Raw genomic sequence first — 18911 nt, forward strand, 5'->3', positions numbered from 1 at the left:
TCACTCTCCACTCCTCCTGTCACGACAAACAACTAAAATTATTCACTATTTGATGCCGTCCAATGCCCTTTTAGCAGTAGCATTAGCGGGGTCTATAGCCAGAATTTTATTCCAGTATTCTATGGATTTATCTTTATTAGCCTTTGCTTCGGCCTTCAATGCCGGATTCTCGATCGCTAACAAATAGTAATATCCAAGATAACTGTAACATTCAACCAAAGCTGAATTGTAATGAGGATCGTTTTTGCTTTCCAATAAAGCAGCCACTTCCTCATAGAAAGGTTTCGCAAGCCCTTGAGTGGTTTCAGGGTCCAGTGCTGAATTGGCACGAGCTCTCCAGAAGTTACCCAAGTAGCTGTCCGGTGCCGCTTCCGCAATTGCATGGAAAACAGAATCGGCGGACATCAACGCCTGCTTGCGTTCTTCAACAGTGATTGTCAATGAATCAGGTTGCATACCAGCACCGTAATAAAGTCTACCAACCTGAAACTGTAAGTCCGGAGTCTGTTTTTCTTTATCAAGGGATGCATAATATTTCTGGTAAGCACTGATTGCTTTTTTATAATCATTCTTCTGTTCGTAAGCAGAAGAGATATTTTTATATAAATCCGTCTTAGTCGGATCCATCTTTACCGCTTTCTCATATTGTATTACTGCATCATCATATTTTTTCAGACTTTCCAGCAAGTGTCCATAATACATATAATCCAAATAAGAATAATCGGCTTTTTCACATTCATTGAAGAAGATGTCCGCTGCCTTTATCGCTTCATCAAAACGCTTCAAGTCAGTATAGTTATACATTGCCAAACGGTTGAACGCAGCATGATGGGCATTCTTTTGCAATCCCATATTAGCCACTTCGAGCGATTTCTCAAAATCATGGTTCAAAAATAAAGCAAACGCATACTTCACCAAATCTTCTTCCGTAGCAGTAGGCCCCATTGCAAAATTCGCATAAGCTTCTGCCGCTTTACTAAAATCATTTTTTAAATAATAAATCTCGGCTAGTTTTTTGTCTACGGCTGTGTTGGACGGTTCCAGGGCTTTCAATTGGTTCAGCTTTTCAATAGCAAGACTTGCATTGGCTGATTTATAAACATCTGCATATTTCAGATAAGCTTCCGTACATTTCGGATCGAAATAAATCGCTTCTTCATATTTCTGAGAAGCGAGACCCGCATTTTTCTGCTTCATGGCAATATTTCCTTCCAATACAGAAGCAAGAGCCGATTTACCATTCGCTTTTCTGGCAAGAGTTGCATATTCTTGCGCTTCGGGAAGTTTGTCAGCATCCAGATACGTATTTCCAATAGCTACCAAAAGTTCCACATTCTTTTTATTCTTTCCTTTAATCAGATGCTCGGCTTCTTCAGCAGCCTGTGCCGGATTCGTCTGAATAGTTTCTTTCAATTTGGCAACTTCCGCCTGCCATTCGGCATCGGTTGATTGCGCACAGAGCGACCCTACTGCTATAAACGCTCCAGCTAAAAACATTTGTACTCGTTTCATGATAGTCTCTAATTTTAGTTATTATTCGTCTTTCACGTGGACAATACGCACCGGCTGTGTAGCCGGAACAAGTCCGGATTTTAATATAATCCGCTGCCCCTTGTCGGATGTCATAAAAGAAGCAAATCCCCAGGGCAGCCCACTGCGAGGATCGTTCAGTAATGCATAGATGGATCGTGCCAGCGGATAATTACCATAGAACAGATAGGCCTGATAAGGCTTATAGCTGTTCGCAGGAGTTGCCACATCTTCAGCACTGACTGCCATCACTCTGATCTCTTCACGAAAAGAAAGATTGGTCGTATCACTGCGGTTCCCCAGCCAGTTTACTCCAATAACTCCCATGGCATCAGGATTCTTCGCTACATAGTCTATCACTTGCTGGTTGGTTTTCAAGGCACTGACGTTACCTTCAGCCAACGGTTTCCCACCACAGATTGAGTCCATTGCAAAACGTACGGTACTGGAATTCTTATTATCGAACACCACCTGAATCCCTTTCAAGCGGGAATCCGGATTTACCTCTTTCCAGTTTTTCACCTCACCGGTGAGGATGCGACGGAAATCACGTACACTCAACAAAGAATCCGGATTAGCACGATTCACGATCAATGCCAGACCATCCGTAGCCAATTTTATCTCGCGAGGGAAAAATTTACGGCTGTGGAATGAATTCATTTCTTCCTTAGTCAGTGTCCGGGTTGTAATAGCCAACCGGACACTGTCTTTCAGAAGTAAATTAATCGCTTCCACTTCAGTTGTGTAGCGAGGAACAATCCCGGCCAAAGGGTAAAGGTTTTCAAACACCTCTATCTCTTCTTGTATGATAGGTCCGAAACTCTCATCCGCTGCAATAGATACCACACCGGAAGAATAAGTATCCGTCGGCCCTTTCGATTTTGAGTTACAAGCACTCAACACCACCAACGCTACGAGTCCTATCAGCCTAAATTGTCTCTTCATCATCTTTTATTGTAATCTAAACATTACCGGAACGGTGAATTTCACACGTACCGCTTTTCCATTCTGTTTACCAGGGAGCCATTTCGGCATGCTTTTTACCACACGCACAGCTTCCTTATCCAGATAAGGGTCTACACCACGAGCCACACGCACATCAGTGATAGAACCATCACGTTCCACAACGAACTGTATAATAACGCGACCTTGTGTTCCATTCTCCTGTGCAATAGTCGGATATTTGATGTTCTTACCCAAGTAAGCCATCAACTCCTGTTGACCACCGGGGAAAGTCGGCATCTGTTCGACCATATCGAAAACCTTTTCCGGTTCCGGTGCAGCCTGTGTCACCACCTGCTTAAGGTCAGCAATATCTTTACCATTCGCCTCGTCGTTACCTTTTACGTCGGCAATAGAGATGGATACTTTAGTAGCATTCAAATCCTCCTGGCTCTTGATCTCATTATCTTCATGCACCTCTTCATCTTTCTTGATGACAGGAGCAGTAAACTTGATAGAACTCTTCAAAGCAGGGGGAGGAGGCGCAACCGGTTCAACCCGTTTCATCTCTTCCTGTTTGATTTCCGGTTCTGCCAATTTCGACAAGGTAGTCACCTCTGTCATCACTTCTTTCTGCTCCGGAGTTGCCAATTTAAGCAGTGTAGGGATGCTAAATCCGACTGCCGCTATGATTACCACAATCAACATGGCGACATTGTGCCGCTTTGTTGAATTGGCACGCATTCTATATGCTCCGTATGCCTGGTTCTTGCCTTCAAAAATCAGTTGACACCATTCCGAAGAAGCTAAATCTAATTTTGCCATTTTACTTTTCTTTTTTGGGTGTTACATCAATTATCGGCTAAGTTCTGTGACAATCCACCTTTCGCATCAAAATTCTTGATTAAGAATTCATCAGCTTCCGCAATGTCTGTTATCACATATTTACCAATATTACATATCTGCATTTCGTCCAGCGCGTCAATCAGATTCATATAAGAAGCGTCATCCGTAGCTTTAATAATTACGGTCGGGGTATCCTTTCCGCTCTTTATCTCGGAAACCTGCTTCTTAAATTCGTCATCCGTTATCTTAAGATCCAATTTCTGTTGTTTCAATTCTCTTACTTTATTGACAGCAACAGCATTTTTCTGAAGAAGTACGGCACGCAGTCCATTTGCACCGTAGCTAGTTTCTTTCAACGAGGTATAGTCCTTATAATTAGGTTCTCCCTCATAATAATAGAGTTTATTATCAGGCCCCAGCAATAGTGTAATTGCCTGTGAAGCCTTCACCATACTCTTCTGGTTTTCAGTAATATCTTTGTCATTACTCGGCATGCTTATTTCCATCGTCTGAGGTTTGCTCAGTGTGGTACAAAGCATAAAGAAAGTAATCAGCAACATGTTCATGTCCACCATCGGTGTAAAGTCCACCCGGACAGTTATCTTTTTTTGCTTGCTCTTTCCTCTTTTTCCGCCGCTCTCTTGTACTTCAGCACTCATTGTATTTCCTCCTTTTTAATTTTCAGATTCTGCTTTGAGAGAAGTAATCAGATTGTACCGATTTTCCCGCAAATCCTGAAGTGAGTTCATAACGTTCTTTATCACTGAGTATGGAGTCGTAGCGTCTGCCTTGATGGCAATACGTAGATCAGCGTTAGCAGTACGTGCATTACGTACCCACGATTTAAACTGATTATCAACACTATCGCATGGAATACCTTCATTCTTAAGGATCTTATCCCGTTGATCTTCGGGGAGATCAAGATATTTCTGCATACTTCTGATAGGCACTCCAAAAGTAGAAGACAACATAAATCTCTTCTCTTGTTCCGGAGTAAACTTAATGCCATACTCTTCACCCATGCTCTCCAAGACAGCCTGCATATCCTGCTGCTTGTCGAGGCTCATAAATATTTTTCCTTCCGGATCAACCAGAATCTGGAGTACATTAGTCTCCGGAATCTTGATTTCCGATACAGAAGCCGGAGTGGTAACTTGCACTGGTTCCTTCTTCACAAATGTTGATGTCAACATAAAGAAAGTCAGAAGCAATACAGTAACGTCACTCATAGCGGTCATATCTATGAACGTACTTTTCTTTTTAATTTGCGCTCTACCCATGATTAATAATAGATTTTATAAGGGTTCGCAGAATTAGTGAGTAGCTGCAAAAGTTTGCACGATAGAGAATCCGACTTCGTCGAGTCCGTAAGTCAATTTATCAATTTTGTTAGTGTAATAGTTGTAAGAGATAACAGCCAATGCACCAGTCAAGATACCGAAAGCAGTGTTAATCAAAGCTTCAGAGATACCTTGTGACAAAGCCATAGAGTCAGCACCACCACCAGCAGACAAAGCAGCAAATGAACGGATCATACCGATTACAGTACCGAGCAATCCCATCAATGTACCTAGAGTGGTGATGGTAGCGATAATCGGAAGATTTTGTTGCATCATCGGCATTTCCAAAGCAGTAGCCTCTTCAAGTTCTTTCTGGATAGCCAACAGCTTCTGTTCTTTAGGAAGAGATGTGTTCTTTTCCATTTCTTCATACTTACGCAAAGTAGAAGTTACTACGTTAGCAACAGATCCACGTTGTTTGTCACAGATTTCCTGTGCTTTCTTCATGTCGCCGGCAGCTAAAGCGTCTTTGATGTTAGCTACAAATTTAGACAATGAACCTTTACCGAAAGCAGAACGAAGAGCGAAATAACGTTCGATGCTCAAAGCAAGTACGGTTAACAACAATGTCTGGATAATAGGCACGATGATACCACCTTTGTAAATAGTACCCAACATGTTCAACGGGTGATTGTTAGGGTCATTGTTCATAAAGTTGGACGGGTTACCTAATAGGAATTGGAAGATACATACAGCTATTACTAAACAGCAGATGATTACGATACCGGCATTTTTTATACCTACAACCTGAGTTTTTTTAGTAGTTTCCATAATAAGTTTTTTGTTAAGAAATTAATTTTAGTTATTTAGGAAGTAAAAATTTCGATTAGGCACACTGCGCTACAGACCCTGCAACTTTTAAAAGGAAAAAGTCACACAGTTCATACAGAGTACGAAAAAAAACGGATAATAGGGGGAAATAAACTAAATAAGGATATGTCTTAGAGCGAACACATAGTAATCGCTACACGTAATGGAGTAATGTGGATCCTTATCCGAATAAAAAGATTTACTTTGATCTAATACTAAAGAATTCTCTCTTAACACGAGAAACTTATGCATAACGTCTTTCAAGGAGTCATTGATTTCAATGATTCTACGCAGGCGATAATTATTAGAGTTTGATTCAGTTACTAATTTAAATCCTAATTCTACATCAGAAATAGTTAATGACTGCGAGTTATCATAACTAACCGACTGATTATCTACAGAAGAATTACGATTAACATCAGAAGACGATTCTGACAGTTGACAAGAAGCTTCACAGTTTGAAGCATAAGCCGAAAAATTCATAGCATTTCCACCCATGCTAAAAGATAGCATCAGCAGAACAAAAGCTAATATGAATTTCGGCGAAAGTTTCATTGTATTTTTAGTTGTTTAAATCGTTCGTTACAGATTCGGCGACAAATGTAGCAATAAAATGTACACGAGTATCATTGTTCACATCATTTAAGCATAAAAATTTGTCTCTACTATAAGAACAAGTTCTAAAGTGTTTTGTTCTAGGGAACATCATTTTAATTTGTTAAAAAAAGCATCTCTATTGAACAAACTATTATGAGGTTTGTATCTGCTAAAAAGGGCGGTATAAATACCAAAGTACCATTGATAAATCAAAAAACAGAAATTTTGCAAAGTACCCAAAACAGAAAGCCCCTTGATTCGTTGCTGAATCAAGGGGCTTCTCTAAAAACGGCGGCTACCTACTCTCCCACTGTTACGCAGTACCATCGGCGTGACGAGGCTTAACTTCTCTGTTCGGAATGGGAAGAGGTGGAACCCTCGTGCTATAACCACCTGAATAAGGTTATGACATGATGAAAAGTAAAATCTCAAGTTCATTACTAGTATGTTTCTGTTCCCTGTTTCCAGTTTCCGTATCAGTAATCCGCTAAACGTATATACCCAACCGGTACATATTTGAAAGAAAGTGAACGGGCAATTAGTAATGCTCGGCTTTGATGTTACCACCTTTACACCTGCATCCTATCAACGTCATCGTCTTTAACGACCCTAAGAAATCTAATCTTGTGGCTGGCTTCGTACTTAGATGCTTTCAGCACTTATCCAATCCCGACTTAGATACCCAGCGATGCACCTGGCGGCACAACTGGTAAACCAGCGGTCAGTCCAACACGGTCCTCTCGTACTAGTGTCAGAGCCACGCAAATTTCATACGCCCACGATAGATAGAGACCGAACTGTCTCACGACGTTCTGAACCCAGCTCGCGTGCCACTTTAATGGGCGAACAGCCCAACCCTTGGGACCTTCTCCAGCCCCAGGATGTGACGAGCCGACATCGAGGTGCCAAACCCCTCCGTCGATATGAGCTCTTGGGAGGGATCAGCCTGTTATCCCCGGAGTACCTTTTATCCTTTGAGCGATGTCCCTTCCATGCGGAAACACCGGATCACTATGCTCTAGTTTCCTACCTGATCGACTTGTCTGTCTCCCAGTCAAGCGCCCTTATGCCATTACACTCTACGGACGGTTACCAATCGTCCTGAGGGCACCTTTAGAAGCCTCCGTTACACTTTTGGAGGCGACCACCCCAGTCAAACTACCCACCAAACAGTGTCCTCGCAACTACGAGTTAGAACTCAAATAATCAAAGGGCCGTATTTCAACAGCGACTCCACAAATACTGGCGTACCTGATTCAAAGTCTCCGGCCTATCCTACACATCAATTACCCAAATTCAATGTTAAGCTATAGTAAAGGTTCACGGGGTCTTTTCGTCCCATCGCGGGTAATCGGCATCTTCACCGATACTACAATTTCACTGAGCTCACGGTTGAGACAGTGTCCAGATCATTACACCATTCGTGCAGGTCGGAACTTACCCGACAAGGAATTTCGCTACCTTAGGACCGTTATAGTTACGGCCGCCGTTTACTGGGGCTTCAATTCAATGCTTCTCTTGCGATGACATCTCCTCTTAACCTTCCAGCACCGGGCAGGTGTCAGGCTGTATACGTAATCTTTCAATTTAGCACAGCCCTGTGTTTTTGTTAAACAGTTGCCTGGACCTATTCTCTGCGCCCAACTCTCGTTGGGACCCTTTATCCCGAAGTTACAGGGTCAATTTGCCTAGTTCCTTAACCGTGAATCACTCAAGCGCCTTAGTATATTCAACCCGACTACGTGTGTCCGTTTGCGGTACGGGTACCTTAAAGATTAAGTTTAGCGGATTTTCTTGGGAGTATGCTTACACGCACTATTGGATTGTTCCGAAGAACGTTCCATACTATCAGGTTCGACTCTCTTTGTGGATTTGCCTGCAAAGATCAACATCTACACCCTTCAACGGACTATTCCGTCAGTCCGCGGCGCTATCACTGCTCCGTCTCCACGTCACTCCTTAAGGTAGTACAGGAATATTAACCTGTTCTGCCATCGGCCTCACCGTTCGGCTGAGCCTTAGGACCCGACTAACCCTGATCCGATTAGCGTTGATCAGGAAACCTTAGTCTTTCGGCGAGGGGGTTTCTCACCCCCTTTATCGTTACTTATACCTACATTTGCTTTTCCACACGCTCCAGCAAAGCTCACGCTTCACCTTCGACGCAGAGTGGAATGCTCCCCTACCGATCATTACTGATCCCATAGCTTCGGTAAATTGCTTAATGCCCGATTATTATCCACGCCAAACTCCTCGACTAGTGAGCTGTTACGCACTCTTTAAATGAATGGCTGCTTCCAAGCCAACATCCTAGCTGTCTTAGCAATCTGACTTCGTTAGTTCAACTTAGCAATTATTTCGGGACCTTAGCTGATGGTCCGGATTCTTCTCCTTTAGGACATGGACCTTAGCACCCATGCCCTCACTCCTGGGATCGAACTACTGCGCATTCGGAGTTTATCAAGACTTGATAGGCGGTGAAGCCCTCGCATCTTATCAGTCGCTCTACCTCACAGTAGTAATTCCCAAGGCTGCACCTAAATGCATTTCGGGGAGTACGAGCTATCTCCAAGTTTGATTAGCCTTTCACCCCCACCCTCAGTTCATCCGGAAGCTTTTCAACGCTTATCGGTTCGGTCCTCCAGTTAGTGTTACCTAACCTTCAACCTGACCAAGGGTAGATCACTTGGTTTCGCGTCTACTCCTTCCGACTAATCGCCCTGTTCAGACTCGCTTTCGCTTCGGCTACACATTTTGAAATGCTTAACCTTGCCGGAAAAAGTAACTCGTAGGTTCATTATGCAAAAGGCACGCCGTCACAACTTACGCTGCTCCGACCGCTTGTAGGCGCACGGTTTCAGGGACTATTTCACTCTTCTATTCGAAGTGCTTTTCACCTTTCCTTCACAGTACTGGTTCGCTATCGGTCTCTCGGGAGTATTTAGCCTTACCGGATGGTCCCGGCAGATTCACGCAAGATTCCTCGTGTCCCGCGCTACTCAGGATACCACTACGCTTCATTTAGCTTCGAATACCGGACTATCACCGTCTATGGTTTCATTTTCCAAAGAATTCTTCTCACTAAAGTTCTTGCGACATCGTGGTCCTACAACCCCAATATTGCCGTAACAACATTGGTTTGGGCTAATCCCCGTTCGCTCGCCACTACTTGGGGAATCATTATTATTTTCTTTTCCTACAGGTACTAAGATGTTTCAGTTCCCTGCGTTAGCCTCTTGCTATGCAAGATGTCATTCCTTCAGAATGACGGGTTGTCCCATTCGGAAATCTTCGGATCAAAGGTTATTTGCACCTGCCCGAAGCTTATCGCAGCTTATCACGTCCTTCATCGCCTCCGAGAGCCAAGGCATCCGCCATGCGCCCTTGCTTACTTTCTTTCAAACGTTTTATTCTCGTACTGGTATTGGTAGTAGAATTGCTTCCTTCTATCAATATTGCGTACTCGAACACGTACGGTTTGATATATACTTTTAGCTCTTACTAAAATTTTACTTTTTGTACATCATGTCAAAGATCGTTTCTCTTTTTCAGAGAGAGTGGAGAATAACGGATTCGAACCGTTGACCCTCTGCGTGCAAGGCAGATGCTCTAGCCAGCTGAGCTAATCCCCCAAGAGGTTATTCAAGAATTTTGTTTTTTAGCTTTTAGCTTTTAGCTTTCGCTGTTCCTCATTCTTGAGCTTGGTAGTCCCAGGCAGAGTTGAACTGCCGACCTCTACATTATCAGTGTAGCGCTCTAACCAACTGAGCTATAGGACTAGTTCAACCTTGTCTACCTGATGTTAGACTCGGCTTCTTTTTTCTCTTGTTTATCTCTATCTATACTTCTATAGATGGTTGATCTATATATTATAAATAAACAAGTACCAGTAGTACAAAAAACAGAACCTTTAAAGTCATTATTTTTAACGATGGCCGTTTTACATTATTCATGTAGAATTGCATCGTCTTACGACATCGCTCCAGAAAGGAGGTGTTCCAGCCGCACCTTCCGGTACGGCTACCTTGTTACGACTTAGCCCCAATTACCAGTTTTACCCTAGGACGCTCCTTGCGGTTACGTACTTCAGGTACCCCCGGCTTTCATGGCTTGACGGGCGGTGTGTACAAGGCCCGGGAACGTATTCACCGCGCCATGGCTGATGCGCGATTACTAGCGAATCCAGCTTCACGAAGTCGGGTTGCAGACTTCGATCCGAACTGAGAGAGGTTTTTGGGATTAGCATCCTGTCGCCAGGTAGCTGCCTTCTGTACCCCCCATTGTAACACGTGTGTAGCCCCGGACGTAAGGGCCGTGCTGATTTGACGTCATCCCCACCTTCCTCACATCTTACGACGGCAGTCTCTCTAGAGTCCTCAGCATGACCTGTTAGTAACTAAAGATAAGGGTTGCGCTCGTTATGGCACTTAAGCCGACACCTCACGGCACGAGCTGACGACAACCATGCAGCACCTTCACATTTGCCTTGCGGCTAACCTGTTTCCAGATTATTCAAATGCAATTTAAGCCCGGGTAAGGTTCCTCGCGTATCATCGAATTAAACCACATGTTCCTCCGCTTGTGCGGGCCCCCGTCAATTCCTTTGAGTTTCACCGTTGCCGGCGTACTCCCCAGGTGGAATACTTAATGCTTTCGCTTGGCCGCTTACTGTATATCGCAAACAGCGAGTATTCATCGTTTACTGTGTGGACTACCAGGGTATCTAATCCTGTTTGATACCCACACTTTCGAGCATCAGTGTCAGTTGCAGTCTAGTGAGCTGCCTTCGCAATCGGAGTTCTTCGTGATATCTAAGCATTTCACCGCTACACCACGAATTCCGCCCACCTCTACTGTACTCAAGACTGCCAGTTTCAACTGCAATTTTACGGTTGAGCCGCAAACTTTCACAACTGACTTAACAATCCACCTACGCTCCCTTTAAACCCAATAAATCCGGATAACGCTCGGATCCTCCGTATTACCGCGGCTGCTGGCACGGAGTTAGCCGATCCTTATTCATATGGTACATACAAAATCCCACACGTGGAATACTTTATTCCCATATAAAAGAAGTTTACAACCCATAGGGCAGTCATCCTTCACGCTACTTGGCTGGTTCAGACTCTCGTCCATTGACCAATATTCCTCACTGCTGCCTCCCGTAGGAGTTTGGACCGTGTCTCAGTTCCAATGTGGGGGACCTTCCTCTCAGAACCCCTATCCATCGTAGTCTTGGTGGGCCGTTACCCCGCCAACAAACTAATGGAACGCATCCCCATCGATAACCGAAATTCTTTAATAGTAAAACCATGCGGTTTTAATATACTATCGGATATTAATCTTTCTTTCGAAAGGCTATCCCCGAGTTATCGGCAGGTTGGATACGTGTTACTCACCCGTGCGCCGGTCGCCATCTTTAGTTTGCAAGCAAACTAAAATGCTGCCCCTCGACTTGCATGTGTTAAGCCTGTAGCTAGCGTTCATCCTGAGCCAGGATCAAACTCTTCATTGTAAAAGTATTGTTTTCATCTGTTAAGATGATTTTTTGCTCTGTTCAGGACGCCGTAATTTTATTGACCTTATTCAAATACCTATTATCTTCAATCGTATCGCTACTCTCTCGGACAAGTATTGACGGTTCTTTTTTTTTACTTGTACTACTTGTATTGTTTATCAATATTTCAAAGAACTTGCTGCTTTCGTTTTAAAAGCGGGTGCAAAGGTAAAGGCTTTATTTTTAACTACCAAACTTTTTCGGAAGTTTTTTTTATTTTTTCTTTTTACTCATTTCTCAGGCTCTCTATGCGAAAGGGAAAAAATGTATAAAAGAAAAACAAAGGCCGTTTTCTTTGCGAATCGGACTGCAAAGATAAGAACTTTATTTATTATCCTCCAAAACTTTTCGGAAGTTTTTTTGTTCTTTTCTTTAAGCACAATTTCGCTTTTTCACTATGTCAATTCTGCAAGGCTTTCTTCTCTTGGAAAGCGGGTGCAAAAGTACACCCTTTTGGTATACAATCCAAATATATTAAACTCTTTTTTCGAAGTTTTTTTGAAAGAATCTGCTAAAGTGCTGAAGGATAATGATGTTGTAGAACATATTTTTTTATCATGAGTGGATTGGGGGCGGAAACGGTACACATGAGACACATTATTATATCACACGCGGGCGCGTAGGCGAACGCAAGAGAGAAAAAGATGCAGAAGAAAGAAATAACAAAATTACAGTCGAATTACAGCTGAGAAAAAGACAACAGGAAGAAAGAGACAAGAAGATGATATAGAAGGAAAACAAGAAAAAGAACGAAATGTAAAAAGAATACTAGGGATATACCACAAAGGGACATTACAAAAGGAGATTATTAAAGGGGATTATTAAAGGGGATGGATTAATTGGAATGGTTAATTGGGCATGACCAGCAGAATACAGGATATTCAGCGACGCAGCGCCACTAGAAATGATTTCTCATTTTCATTTCTCATATTCTCATAGGTTGCACAATAATCAACTGTAAATCATCAATATAACACTATGAGAAATAAAATAAAAAAGGCATTTCTCATAGTATTACCAGCGTTTTATACTGAAAACAGTGCATTTCTCATACCTTTTCAAGGTATTTCTCATAGTATTTTGACTATTTATGCTATAAATTCTCAAGCTAGATCCTAAACTAAAGACCAGGTTGAATACCAGACTAGACACAGCTTTACAATACATTATCAGTGCTTATTGAAAGTATATAGAGCAGACATTCGCATATTTTCCTACCTGCATCTGTATCGTTGCACTCGAGTGAACAGGCCTGTGCACTAGAGTAGAAAGAACCGTCTACTCGAGTGAAACGATCTGTTCACTCGAGTGCAACGATACAGATAGTAGTAGGAAAAAATGGTAATGATTAAGGAAAAGCATAAGGATATAAGGTGCATGATACACAGGAAAGCAGTAAACAATAGGAAGTTGCTTAATAAACGACATAAGAAAAAGGAATAATCGTAAAGTTCGACGAGAGTCTGGGAAAAGATACAGCCATAATGCATGAGAAAGGAGTAAAATAGATAAAAGGAGTATGAGAATAAGATGAGAAACGATTTAAAACCTATGAGAAATGCATCATTTTTAAGGATAAATGATAGAAATAGTATGAGAAATACCATTTTATATTTTATTTCTCATACTATTATATTATTGATTTACATATAATTACCGTATTATTTATGAGAATATGAGAAATGAAAATGAAAAATCGTTTGCAGAAGAAAAGAACAAGAGGAATCATTCACCAGGCAGGGAGATGTGTAAATTAAACTATGTATGCTTTATTCTCATTCAATCTCATCGGTCGGTGAACGACCAGCGCCAAGGAGCAGGACTACCCGTCCCAACGGACGTAAAATTGCAACATTTTAAACCTATCTACAAATTTTATCGCCAGTTGTCGTGCACTAGCTCCCCAGTTAGCCAGTATGACATGGTCCATTTCTTACATATATTGCGATAAGCGAGGTAAAACAGTTTTTTAAGGGCGGTGTTGTTAGGGAACACGCCCTTGTTTTTTTGTCACTTTCCGTATCTGATGATGACAGTCCTCAACTGTATTTATGGTATAAATCATACGATGCATATCCGATGTGAACTGAAAGTATTCAGTAAGTTTTCCCTACGTTCATAATCCTCACATATGACATTCAGTTCTTTCAAAAGCAGAGAAATATTATTCATATTTTCTTTACCTCAAAAATCCATTTTTCGATTAAGACTACAAATAAGTTTTTCACAGTAAAATCAAACGAGAAACACTCCAGCAAAAGATCCTAAAAACAGACTTATCTCTATTATTATTGATATCCCATTTCTTGAATATTTATATTCAAATATCGGCCCAATTTGAGCCGATATTCTTAATTTAAAGGTATACGCAATATCCAACAACCTATCATTCCCAAGATAACTTTAATTGGAATTATATTCTAACCACTTCTTTATAGTTTTTTTGGTTGTTTGTTGTAATCCTTCAAGTTGGTGTGGATCATCGTTCGCATATCGTATTATCAGATTAGGATTATCTTGTAGATCTTCATACAATCTTATTGCAAAGAAATTATCCTCTTCTGTTACCATCTTCTCAATCAATAATGGGATGATTTCTTTTCCCATAGCCTTTAAATCGGCATATTGAGGTAAATTTCTTGTAGTAGCAGTGTTATTACTAAGCGAGTAATGCCATGCTTCCTTCCATTCATTAAACAAAGATTCAAACCTTGAACTATCTCTACATGTTTTTACTTTTCTAGCAATCATCATCAACTCATCCGGTGAGAAGATTATATTTTCGTGAATATCCTCACTTATTTCTTTCATTGCATTAGCATCTATTTCACTTAGACTACGGGTAGGAGAAACTGCCCCATAGGTTTCCACAGGAACTCCATACATTCCATTAGAAAACACACTTACAAGGTGCCACAATAGCCACATACGCCCCATCTTAGAATAAGGTGCCTCGCAATGGGGACTACCTCCAAGAGATGCATGCAGAGGGGTATTTCCCCAACCCCAAACTACAGGATAGTATCTTGATATTGAGGTTGCCCCTTTCATGTAATCATAAGCGGCATGATACACGGAACTCGCATTTTCATATCCATATCTTACTTGATCCCAAGTACTAAACTCTATCCACTTATTATTAAACCCCAACGAATAGGCAAAACAATTATATCCAGATGACGGATAATTCATAACAACTGTATTGGAATATTCAACTAAAGGAAACGATTTCCTTAAAGCATTCCTTTCAGCAGAAAAGAGAGGTCGTGGGAAAGAGTTCCTGATCAATTCGCGCTGTTCATCTGTTAATTGAGAATCCCAATTATCAGGAAGAATATACCCTCCCCCTGGTAGATTTGATCGTGTCTTAGCCATCGGTCCAATAATGCTATAAATATAATCCATAATTTCAAGGCTATCAAGCAAATTAACAGTTTGTATAGCCACTTCATTAGCCGGCTTTACAGATTCCTCAACGGTACTTACAATATCTTCGCTACTACAAGCAAAAATACACAACAGAGCGAATACTACAGTTAATTGCTTCATATCACAAGTATTTAAGGTGAATATTATACGAATGTATATATTTTTTTCGAGCATTCCTAACACTTTTCTGTTTTTTTACTCAATAATATTCCATTCTTTTGTTATTAAATGATATAGATGCTAGTGACTTTAAAAACCTTTTGAATATTTTAAAATAGCAGCAGCCAGAGGAGATGCAATCGCATGGTTAAATCTTGGAAATATGTATATGACTGGACAGGAGCATCCTTAAAATAGATGACTTCACCTTATCATTTTCAATAATAAGGTGAAATCAGCATACGATTCAGACTGAAATTATTCAGGTAAAATCTGTTCGATCTCTTTCAACTCATCTGCCGTGAATTCCAAATGATCCAACGCTTTTAAATTGTCGGCCAACTGGTTGACAGAGCTTGCGCCCACAATCACCGAAGTCATCCGTTCGTCTTTCAATACCCATGCCAGTGCCATTTCAGCAAGTGTTTGTCCACGTCGGAGGGCTATTTCATTCAACTGGCGGGCGGCTTCTACCTTTTCAGGCGTCACTTGCGAAAGCTGGAGAAAACCCGAAGAACGTGCGGCACGAGAACCTTCCGGAATACCATTCAAGTATTTATCTGTCAACAGTCCTTGCGCCAAAGGAGAAAAGGCGATGAAACCGGAACCATATTCTGCTGCCAGCGGAAGTGTTTCCGCCTCCACCTCACGGTCGAACATACTATACCGATACTGGCTGATGAGACAGGGAACACCGGCTTTTGTCATCATTTCGTAGGCCATACGTGCTTGTTCGGGAGGATATTTGGAGATTCCGATATACAGCGCTTTCCCTTGTTTCACGATATCAATCAATGTCTGAATGGTTTCTTCGACCGGAGTAACTCCATCATAACGATGGCTATAAAAGATGTCGAAATACTCCAACCCTGTCCGACGGAGACTTTGGTCAATGCTCGCCATCAGATTTTTACGAGAGCTATTTCCGCCATAAGGGCCAGCCCACATGTCATGTCCGGCTTTGGAAGAGATGATCATTTCATCCCGATAACCCTGGAAGTTCTCTCGCAAGATTCGTCCGAAATTGGTTTCAGCACTTCCGGGAACAGGACCGTAATTGTTTGCCAGGTCGAAATGGGTGACACCATGATCGAACGCATACTTAATCATGTCGGTTGCTACATCGAAATTGTCCACACTACCGAAGTTGTGCCACAACCCCAAAGAGATTAAAGGTAACTGCAAGCCGCTCTTGCCACAATATTTATAGGGCATACGTTCGTAGCGTCCGGCTGCCGGCTGATAACTGAAAGAGTTTTCCATAAAACAGAATGTTTATATTTTCCTTTCACAAAGAAAGGAAAATATATTTTAATAATACTTTTGAACCAGCCTAAATTTTACGGCAGCATTATTTAAATAAAATTTCCATAACAACCCTGACAGTCTCTTTACTTGAGACAATTAAACAAAAATATAAAACCGTTCTACCCCTTACAAAAAACAATAGCCGGTAGTCCACGTTACCTAAAAAAAATAGAAAAATATGATAACTATCAAGGTTAAATTCAGAGAATCAACAATTAAGAAAAAGAAAGGAACCATCTATTATCTGTTGACAAGGAATAAAGAATACAGAGAGATAACAACTCCGTATAAGATTCATTCACACGAGTGGAATGACAAGCGTTCGCTAATTGCGATATCAAATGCCGAATATCAGCGCAGATATGAACTGCAACTCATTGAAAACTCCATCATCCGGGATATTCGACACCTTCAGCACATTCTGACAAGTGAAAACAACATTGATACCATCATCAAACTTTTCAAAAAAATTCAAGGTGAAAGCCTATTATCCGTATTCAGCAAGAGTGTCACAAATGATTTGTATATCAAGAACCAACCCCGAACCGCAAAATCATATATAGCTTCAGTAAAAAGTTTCCTCCGGTTCAGAAACGGAGTTGACATTTCTTTCGAAGAACTGACTCCTAAACTTATTTCAGACTACGAAAGATATCTGAAAAAGCAGCAGATATGTAATAATACTATTTCATTCTATATGCGAAACCTAAGAGCCATTTATAATAGAGCTGTCGAAGAAAGCTATACAGAACAAAAGCATCCATTTAAAAAAGTATTCGTAGGCAATGATAAAACCATCAAACGGGCAATAGACGAAGATGTCATATCAAGATTAAAAACATTGGATTTATCGTCAAAACCACGATTGGCTTTTTCACGCGATATGTTTATGTTCAGCTTTTATGCACGAGGGATGGCTTTTATTGATCTGGCGTACCTAACCAAAGAGAATATTCAAGGAGAATATATTATTTACCGACGCCATAAGACCGGACAAGAACTTAGCATAAAACTAGAAATATGCTTAAAAACTATTATTGATAGATACTCTCATTACAGTAACGGAACTTTCTTATTTCCTGTTTTATCAGAAAGTACACAGAATTATGATAGTGCCTTGAGACTTCATAATATTCATTTAAAGAAAATCTCCGGCTTCATGGGACTTCCCAAACCTTTGACTTCATACGTGGCGCGCCATAGTTGGGCTACACTAGCCAAGAAAAAAGGTATATCTACACAAATCATCAGTGAAAGTATGGGACATAATAGCGAAAAGACAACCCGAATATATCTCTCATCTCTTGACAGGTCCGTGATTGATGATGCTAATGCCAAACTGATTTCCGGTATATAAGAATATATGCAGGACTGCAAGATGGAATTAAAGTCTATGCATAATCAATTGATTTACAAATTATTGTTCACTGCAATTCTTTCTCTTCAAAAGAGACGGAATAAAATATTTATTTGCAAAATAAACAATTTAAATCTTTACTCGCAAGTATTTCTCAAACAATATTTAAGCTATATTCAAAATAATCAGCCCACAATGAATTCAATTTACCGCAAATATATTTACCCATATTTCATAAATAAAAGGAACTTTTTGCCAACCAAACACACAACTATACATCTAATTATAAGATAATTACATACATAATACAAGTTTTATTCCGTCTCTTTTGAAGAGAAAGAATAGGCAGATATTACATTTTTTTCAATTAACGAAACAAACTGGCAAATAGTACAAACTTAAAAACACACATACAAAAATAATCAACAAGTAAATATAATGAAAATAAGAAGTATTTTCACCCTCCTCATCCTAACCCTCCTCGTTTCATACTCGAGAGCGCAGGATATAGCCATAAAAACAAATTTACTTTACGGAGGTTATACCTATACCCCGAATCTTAGTCTTGAAATAGGTTTGGGTAAAAGAAGCACACTCGATTTAGGCGGCGGCTATAATCCCTGGAATCTTGACGGAACGGCTGAAAACAACAAAAAACTAGTCCACTGGCTAGGCGAAATAGAATATCGTTACTGGCTATGCCAACGCTTCTCCGGACACTTTCTCGGAGTGCACGTTCTCGGTAGCCAATATAATATTGCGCAACAGGATTTGCCACTCATATTCGGAAAAGGTTCTAAAGAATACCGCTTCGAAGGCTATGGCTACGGAGGGGGAATTTCATACGGCTACAACTTCTTTCTAGGCATACGATGGAGTATTGAAGCCAATCTAGGAATCGGATATGCACGCTTGTACTATGACAAGTACAAATGCCAAAAGTGCGGCGAAAAGATCGGAACAGAAAGCAGAAATTATTTCGGTCCTACGAAAGCAGGAATATCACTGATATATTACCTTAAATAGACAAACAAAC

The 18911-nt window shown here is 41.0% G+C and carries 11 protein-coding genes, 2 tRNA genes, 3 rRNA genes and 1 pseudogene; 2 read left to right on the forward strand and 15 right to left on the reverse strand.

From position 1 onward, the window contains the following. Nucleotides 1–45 precede the first annotated feature (45 nt). The 15 genes and pseudogenes from HMPREF9009_RS00970 to HMPREF9009_RS01040 all read right to left on the reverse strand — a co-directional run bounded on the left by HMPREF9009_RS00970 (nucleotide 46) and on the right by HMPREF9009_RS01040 (nucleotide 16473). Entirely contained in the window at nucleotides 46–1512 is a 1467-nt protein-coding gene (locus HMPREF9009_RS00970; protein ID WP_049701213.1) for a tetratricopeptide repeat protein, read from the reverse strand. Nucleotides 1513–1533: 21 nt separating this feature from the next. Next, nucleotides 1534–2478 carry a PstS family phosphate ABC transporter substrate-binding protein gene (locus HMPREF9009_RS00975; protein WP_049701214.1) on the reverse strand — a complete coding sequence of 315 codons (945 nt, stop codon included), beginning with the start codon at nucleotides 2476–2478 and terminating at the stop codon, nucleotides 1534–1536. Between the two features lie 3 nt (nucleotides 2479–2481). After that, complete coding sequence (locus tag HMPREF9009_RS00980) at nucleotides 2482–3297, reverse strand: energy transducer TonB (protein ID WP_008026540.1); 816 nt, start codon at nucleotides 3295–3297, stop codon at nucleotides 2482–2484. Nucleotides 3298–3323: 26 nt separating this feature from the next. Continuing rightward, nucleotides 3324–3977 (reverse strand): ExbD/TolR family protein, encoded by a 654-nt coding sequence (locus tag HMPREF9009_RS00985; RefSeq protein WP_004316569.1) that lies wholly within the window; start codon nucleotides 3975–3977, stop codon nucleotides 3324–3326. A gap of 15 nt (nucleotides 3978–3992) precedes the next feature. Then, nucleotides 3993–4598 carry an ExbD/TolR family protein gene (locus HMPREF9009_RS00990; protein ID WP_004316570.1) on the reverse strand — a complete coding sequence of 202 codons (606 nt, stop codon included), beginning with the start codon at nucleotides 4596–4598 and terminating at the stop codon, nucleotides 3993–3995. Between the two features lie 33 nt (nucleotides 4599–4631). Continuing rightward, complete coding sequence (locus HMPREF9009_RS00995; RefSeq protein ID WP_004306909.1) at nucleotides 4632–5429, reverse strand: MotA/TolQ/ExbB proton channel family protein; 798 nt, start codon at nucleotides 5427–5429, stop codon at nucleotides 4632–4634. Nucleotides 5430–5582: 153 nt separating this feature from the next. Beyond that, entirely contained in the window at nucleotides 5583–6023 is a 441-nt protein-coding gene (locus tag HMPREF9009_RS01000; RefSeq protein WP_008026543.1) for a hypothetical protein, read from the reverse strand. A gap of 328 nt (nucleotides 6024–6351) precedes the next feature. Next, nucleotides 6352–6462, reverse strand: a 5S ribosomal RNA gene (gene rrf / locus HMPREF9009_RS01005). Between the two features lie 121 nt (nucleotides 6463–6583). Beyond that, a 23S ribosomal RNA gene (locus tag HMPREF9009_RS01010) occupies nucleotides 6584–9463 on the reverse strand. A gap of 160 nt (nucleotides 9464–9623) precedes the next feature. Then, nucleotides 9624–9697: transfer RNA gene (locus HMPREF9009_RS01015), tRNA-Ala, on the reverse strand. Between the two features lie 70 nt (nucleotides 9698–9767). Continuing rightward, nucleotides 9768–9844, reverse strand: a tRNA-Ile gene (locus tag HMPREF9009_RS01020). A 207-nt stretch (nucleotides 9845–10051) separates the two neighbouring features. Next, nucleotides 10052–11580 (reverse strand): 16S ribosomal RNA (locus HMPREF9009_RS01025). The 16S, 23S and 5S rRNA genes sit together here with 2 tRNA genes alongside, the layout of an rRNA operon. A 1864-nt stretch (nucleotides 11581–13444) precedes the next feature. Beyond that, a pseudogene (locus tag HMPREF9009_RS26090) lies at nucleotides 13445–13729 on the reverse strand (transposase); the annotation flags it as partial. Between the two features lie 296 nt (nucleotides 13730–14025). Next, nucleotides 14026–15225: a DUF7689 domain-containing protein gene (locus HMPREF9009_RS01035; protein WP_008016308.1), complete on the reverse strand. Its 1200-nt coding sequence runs from the start codon at nucleotides 15223–15225 to the stop codon at nucleotides 14026–14028. A gap of 243 nt (nucleotides 15226–15468) precedes the next feature. Continuing rightward, nucleotides 15469–16473, reverse strand: a complete 1005-nt coding sequence (locus HMPREF9009_RS01040; protein ID WP_049701216.1) for an aldo/keto reductase — start codon at nucleotides 16471–16473, stop codon at nucleotides 15469–15471. A gap of 223 nt (nucleotides 16474–16696) precedes the next feature. Between HMPREF9009_RS01040 and HMPREF9009_RS01045 the strand changes: the two genes are divergently transcribed. Together HMPREF9009_RS01045 and HMPREF9009_RS01050 are read left to right on the forward strand one after the other, a co-directional pair. Beyond that, nucleotides 16697–17875 carry a tyrosine-type recombinase/integrase gene (locus tag HMPREF9009_RS01045; RefSeq protein ID WP_049701217.1) on the forward strand — a complete coding sequence of 393 codons (1179 nt, stop codon included), beginning with the start codon at nucleotides 16697–16699 and terminating at the stop codon, nucleotides 17873–17875. 438 nt (nucleotides 17876–18313) lie between these two features. Then, on the forward strand, nucleotides 18314–18901 hold the full coding sequence (locus HMPREF9009_RS01050) for a DUF3575 domain-containing protein (RefSeq protein WP_049701218.1): 588 nt from the start codon (nucleotides 18314–18316) through the stop codon (nucleotides 18899–18901). The last annotated feature ends 10 nt before the right edge of the window (nucleotides 18902–18911 follow it).

Source organism: Bacteroides sp. 3_1_13, assembly GCF_001185845.1.
In the GTDB taxonomy this organism is placed as follows: domain Bacteria; phylum Bacteroidota; class Bacteroidia; order Bacteroidales; family Bacteroidaceae; genus Bacteroides; species Bacteroides xylanisolvens.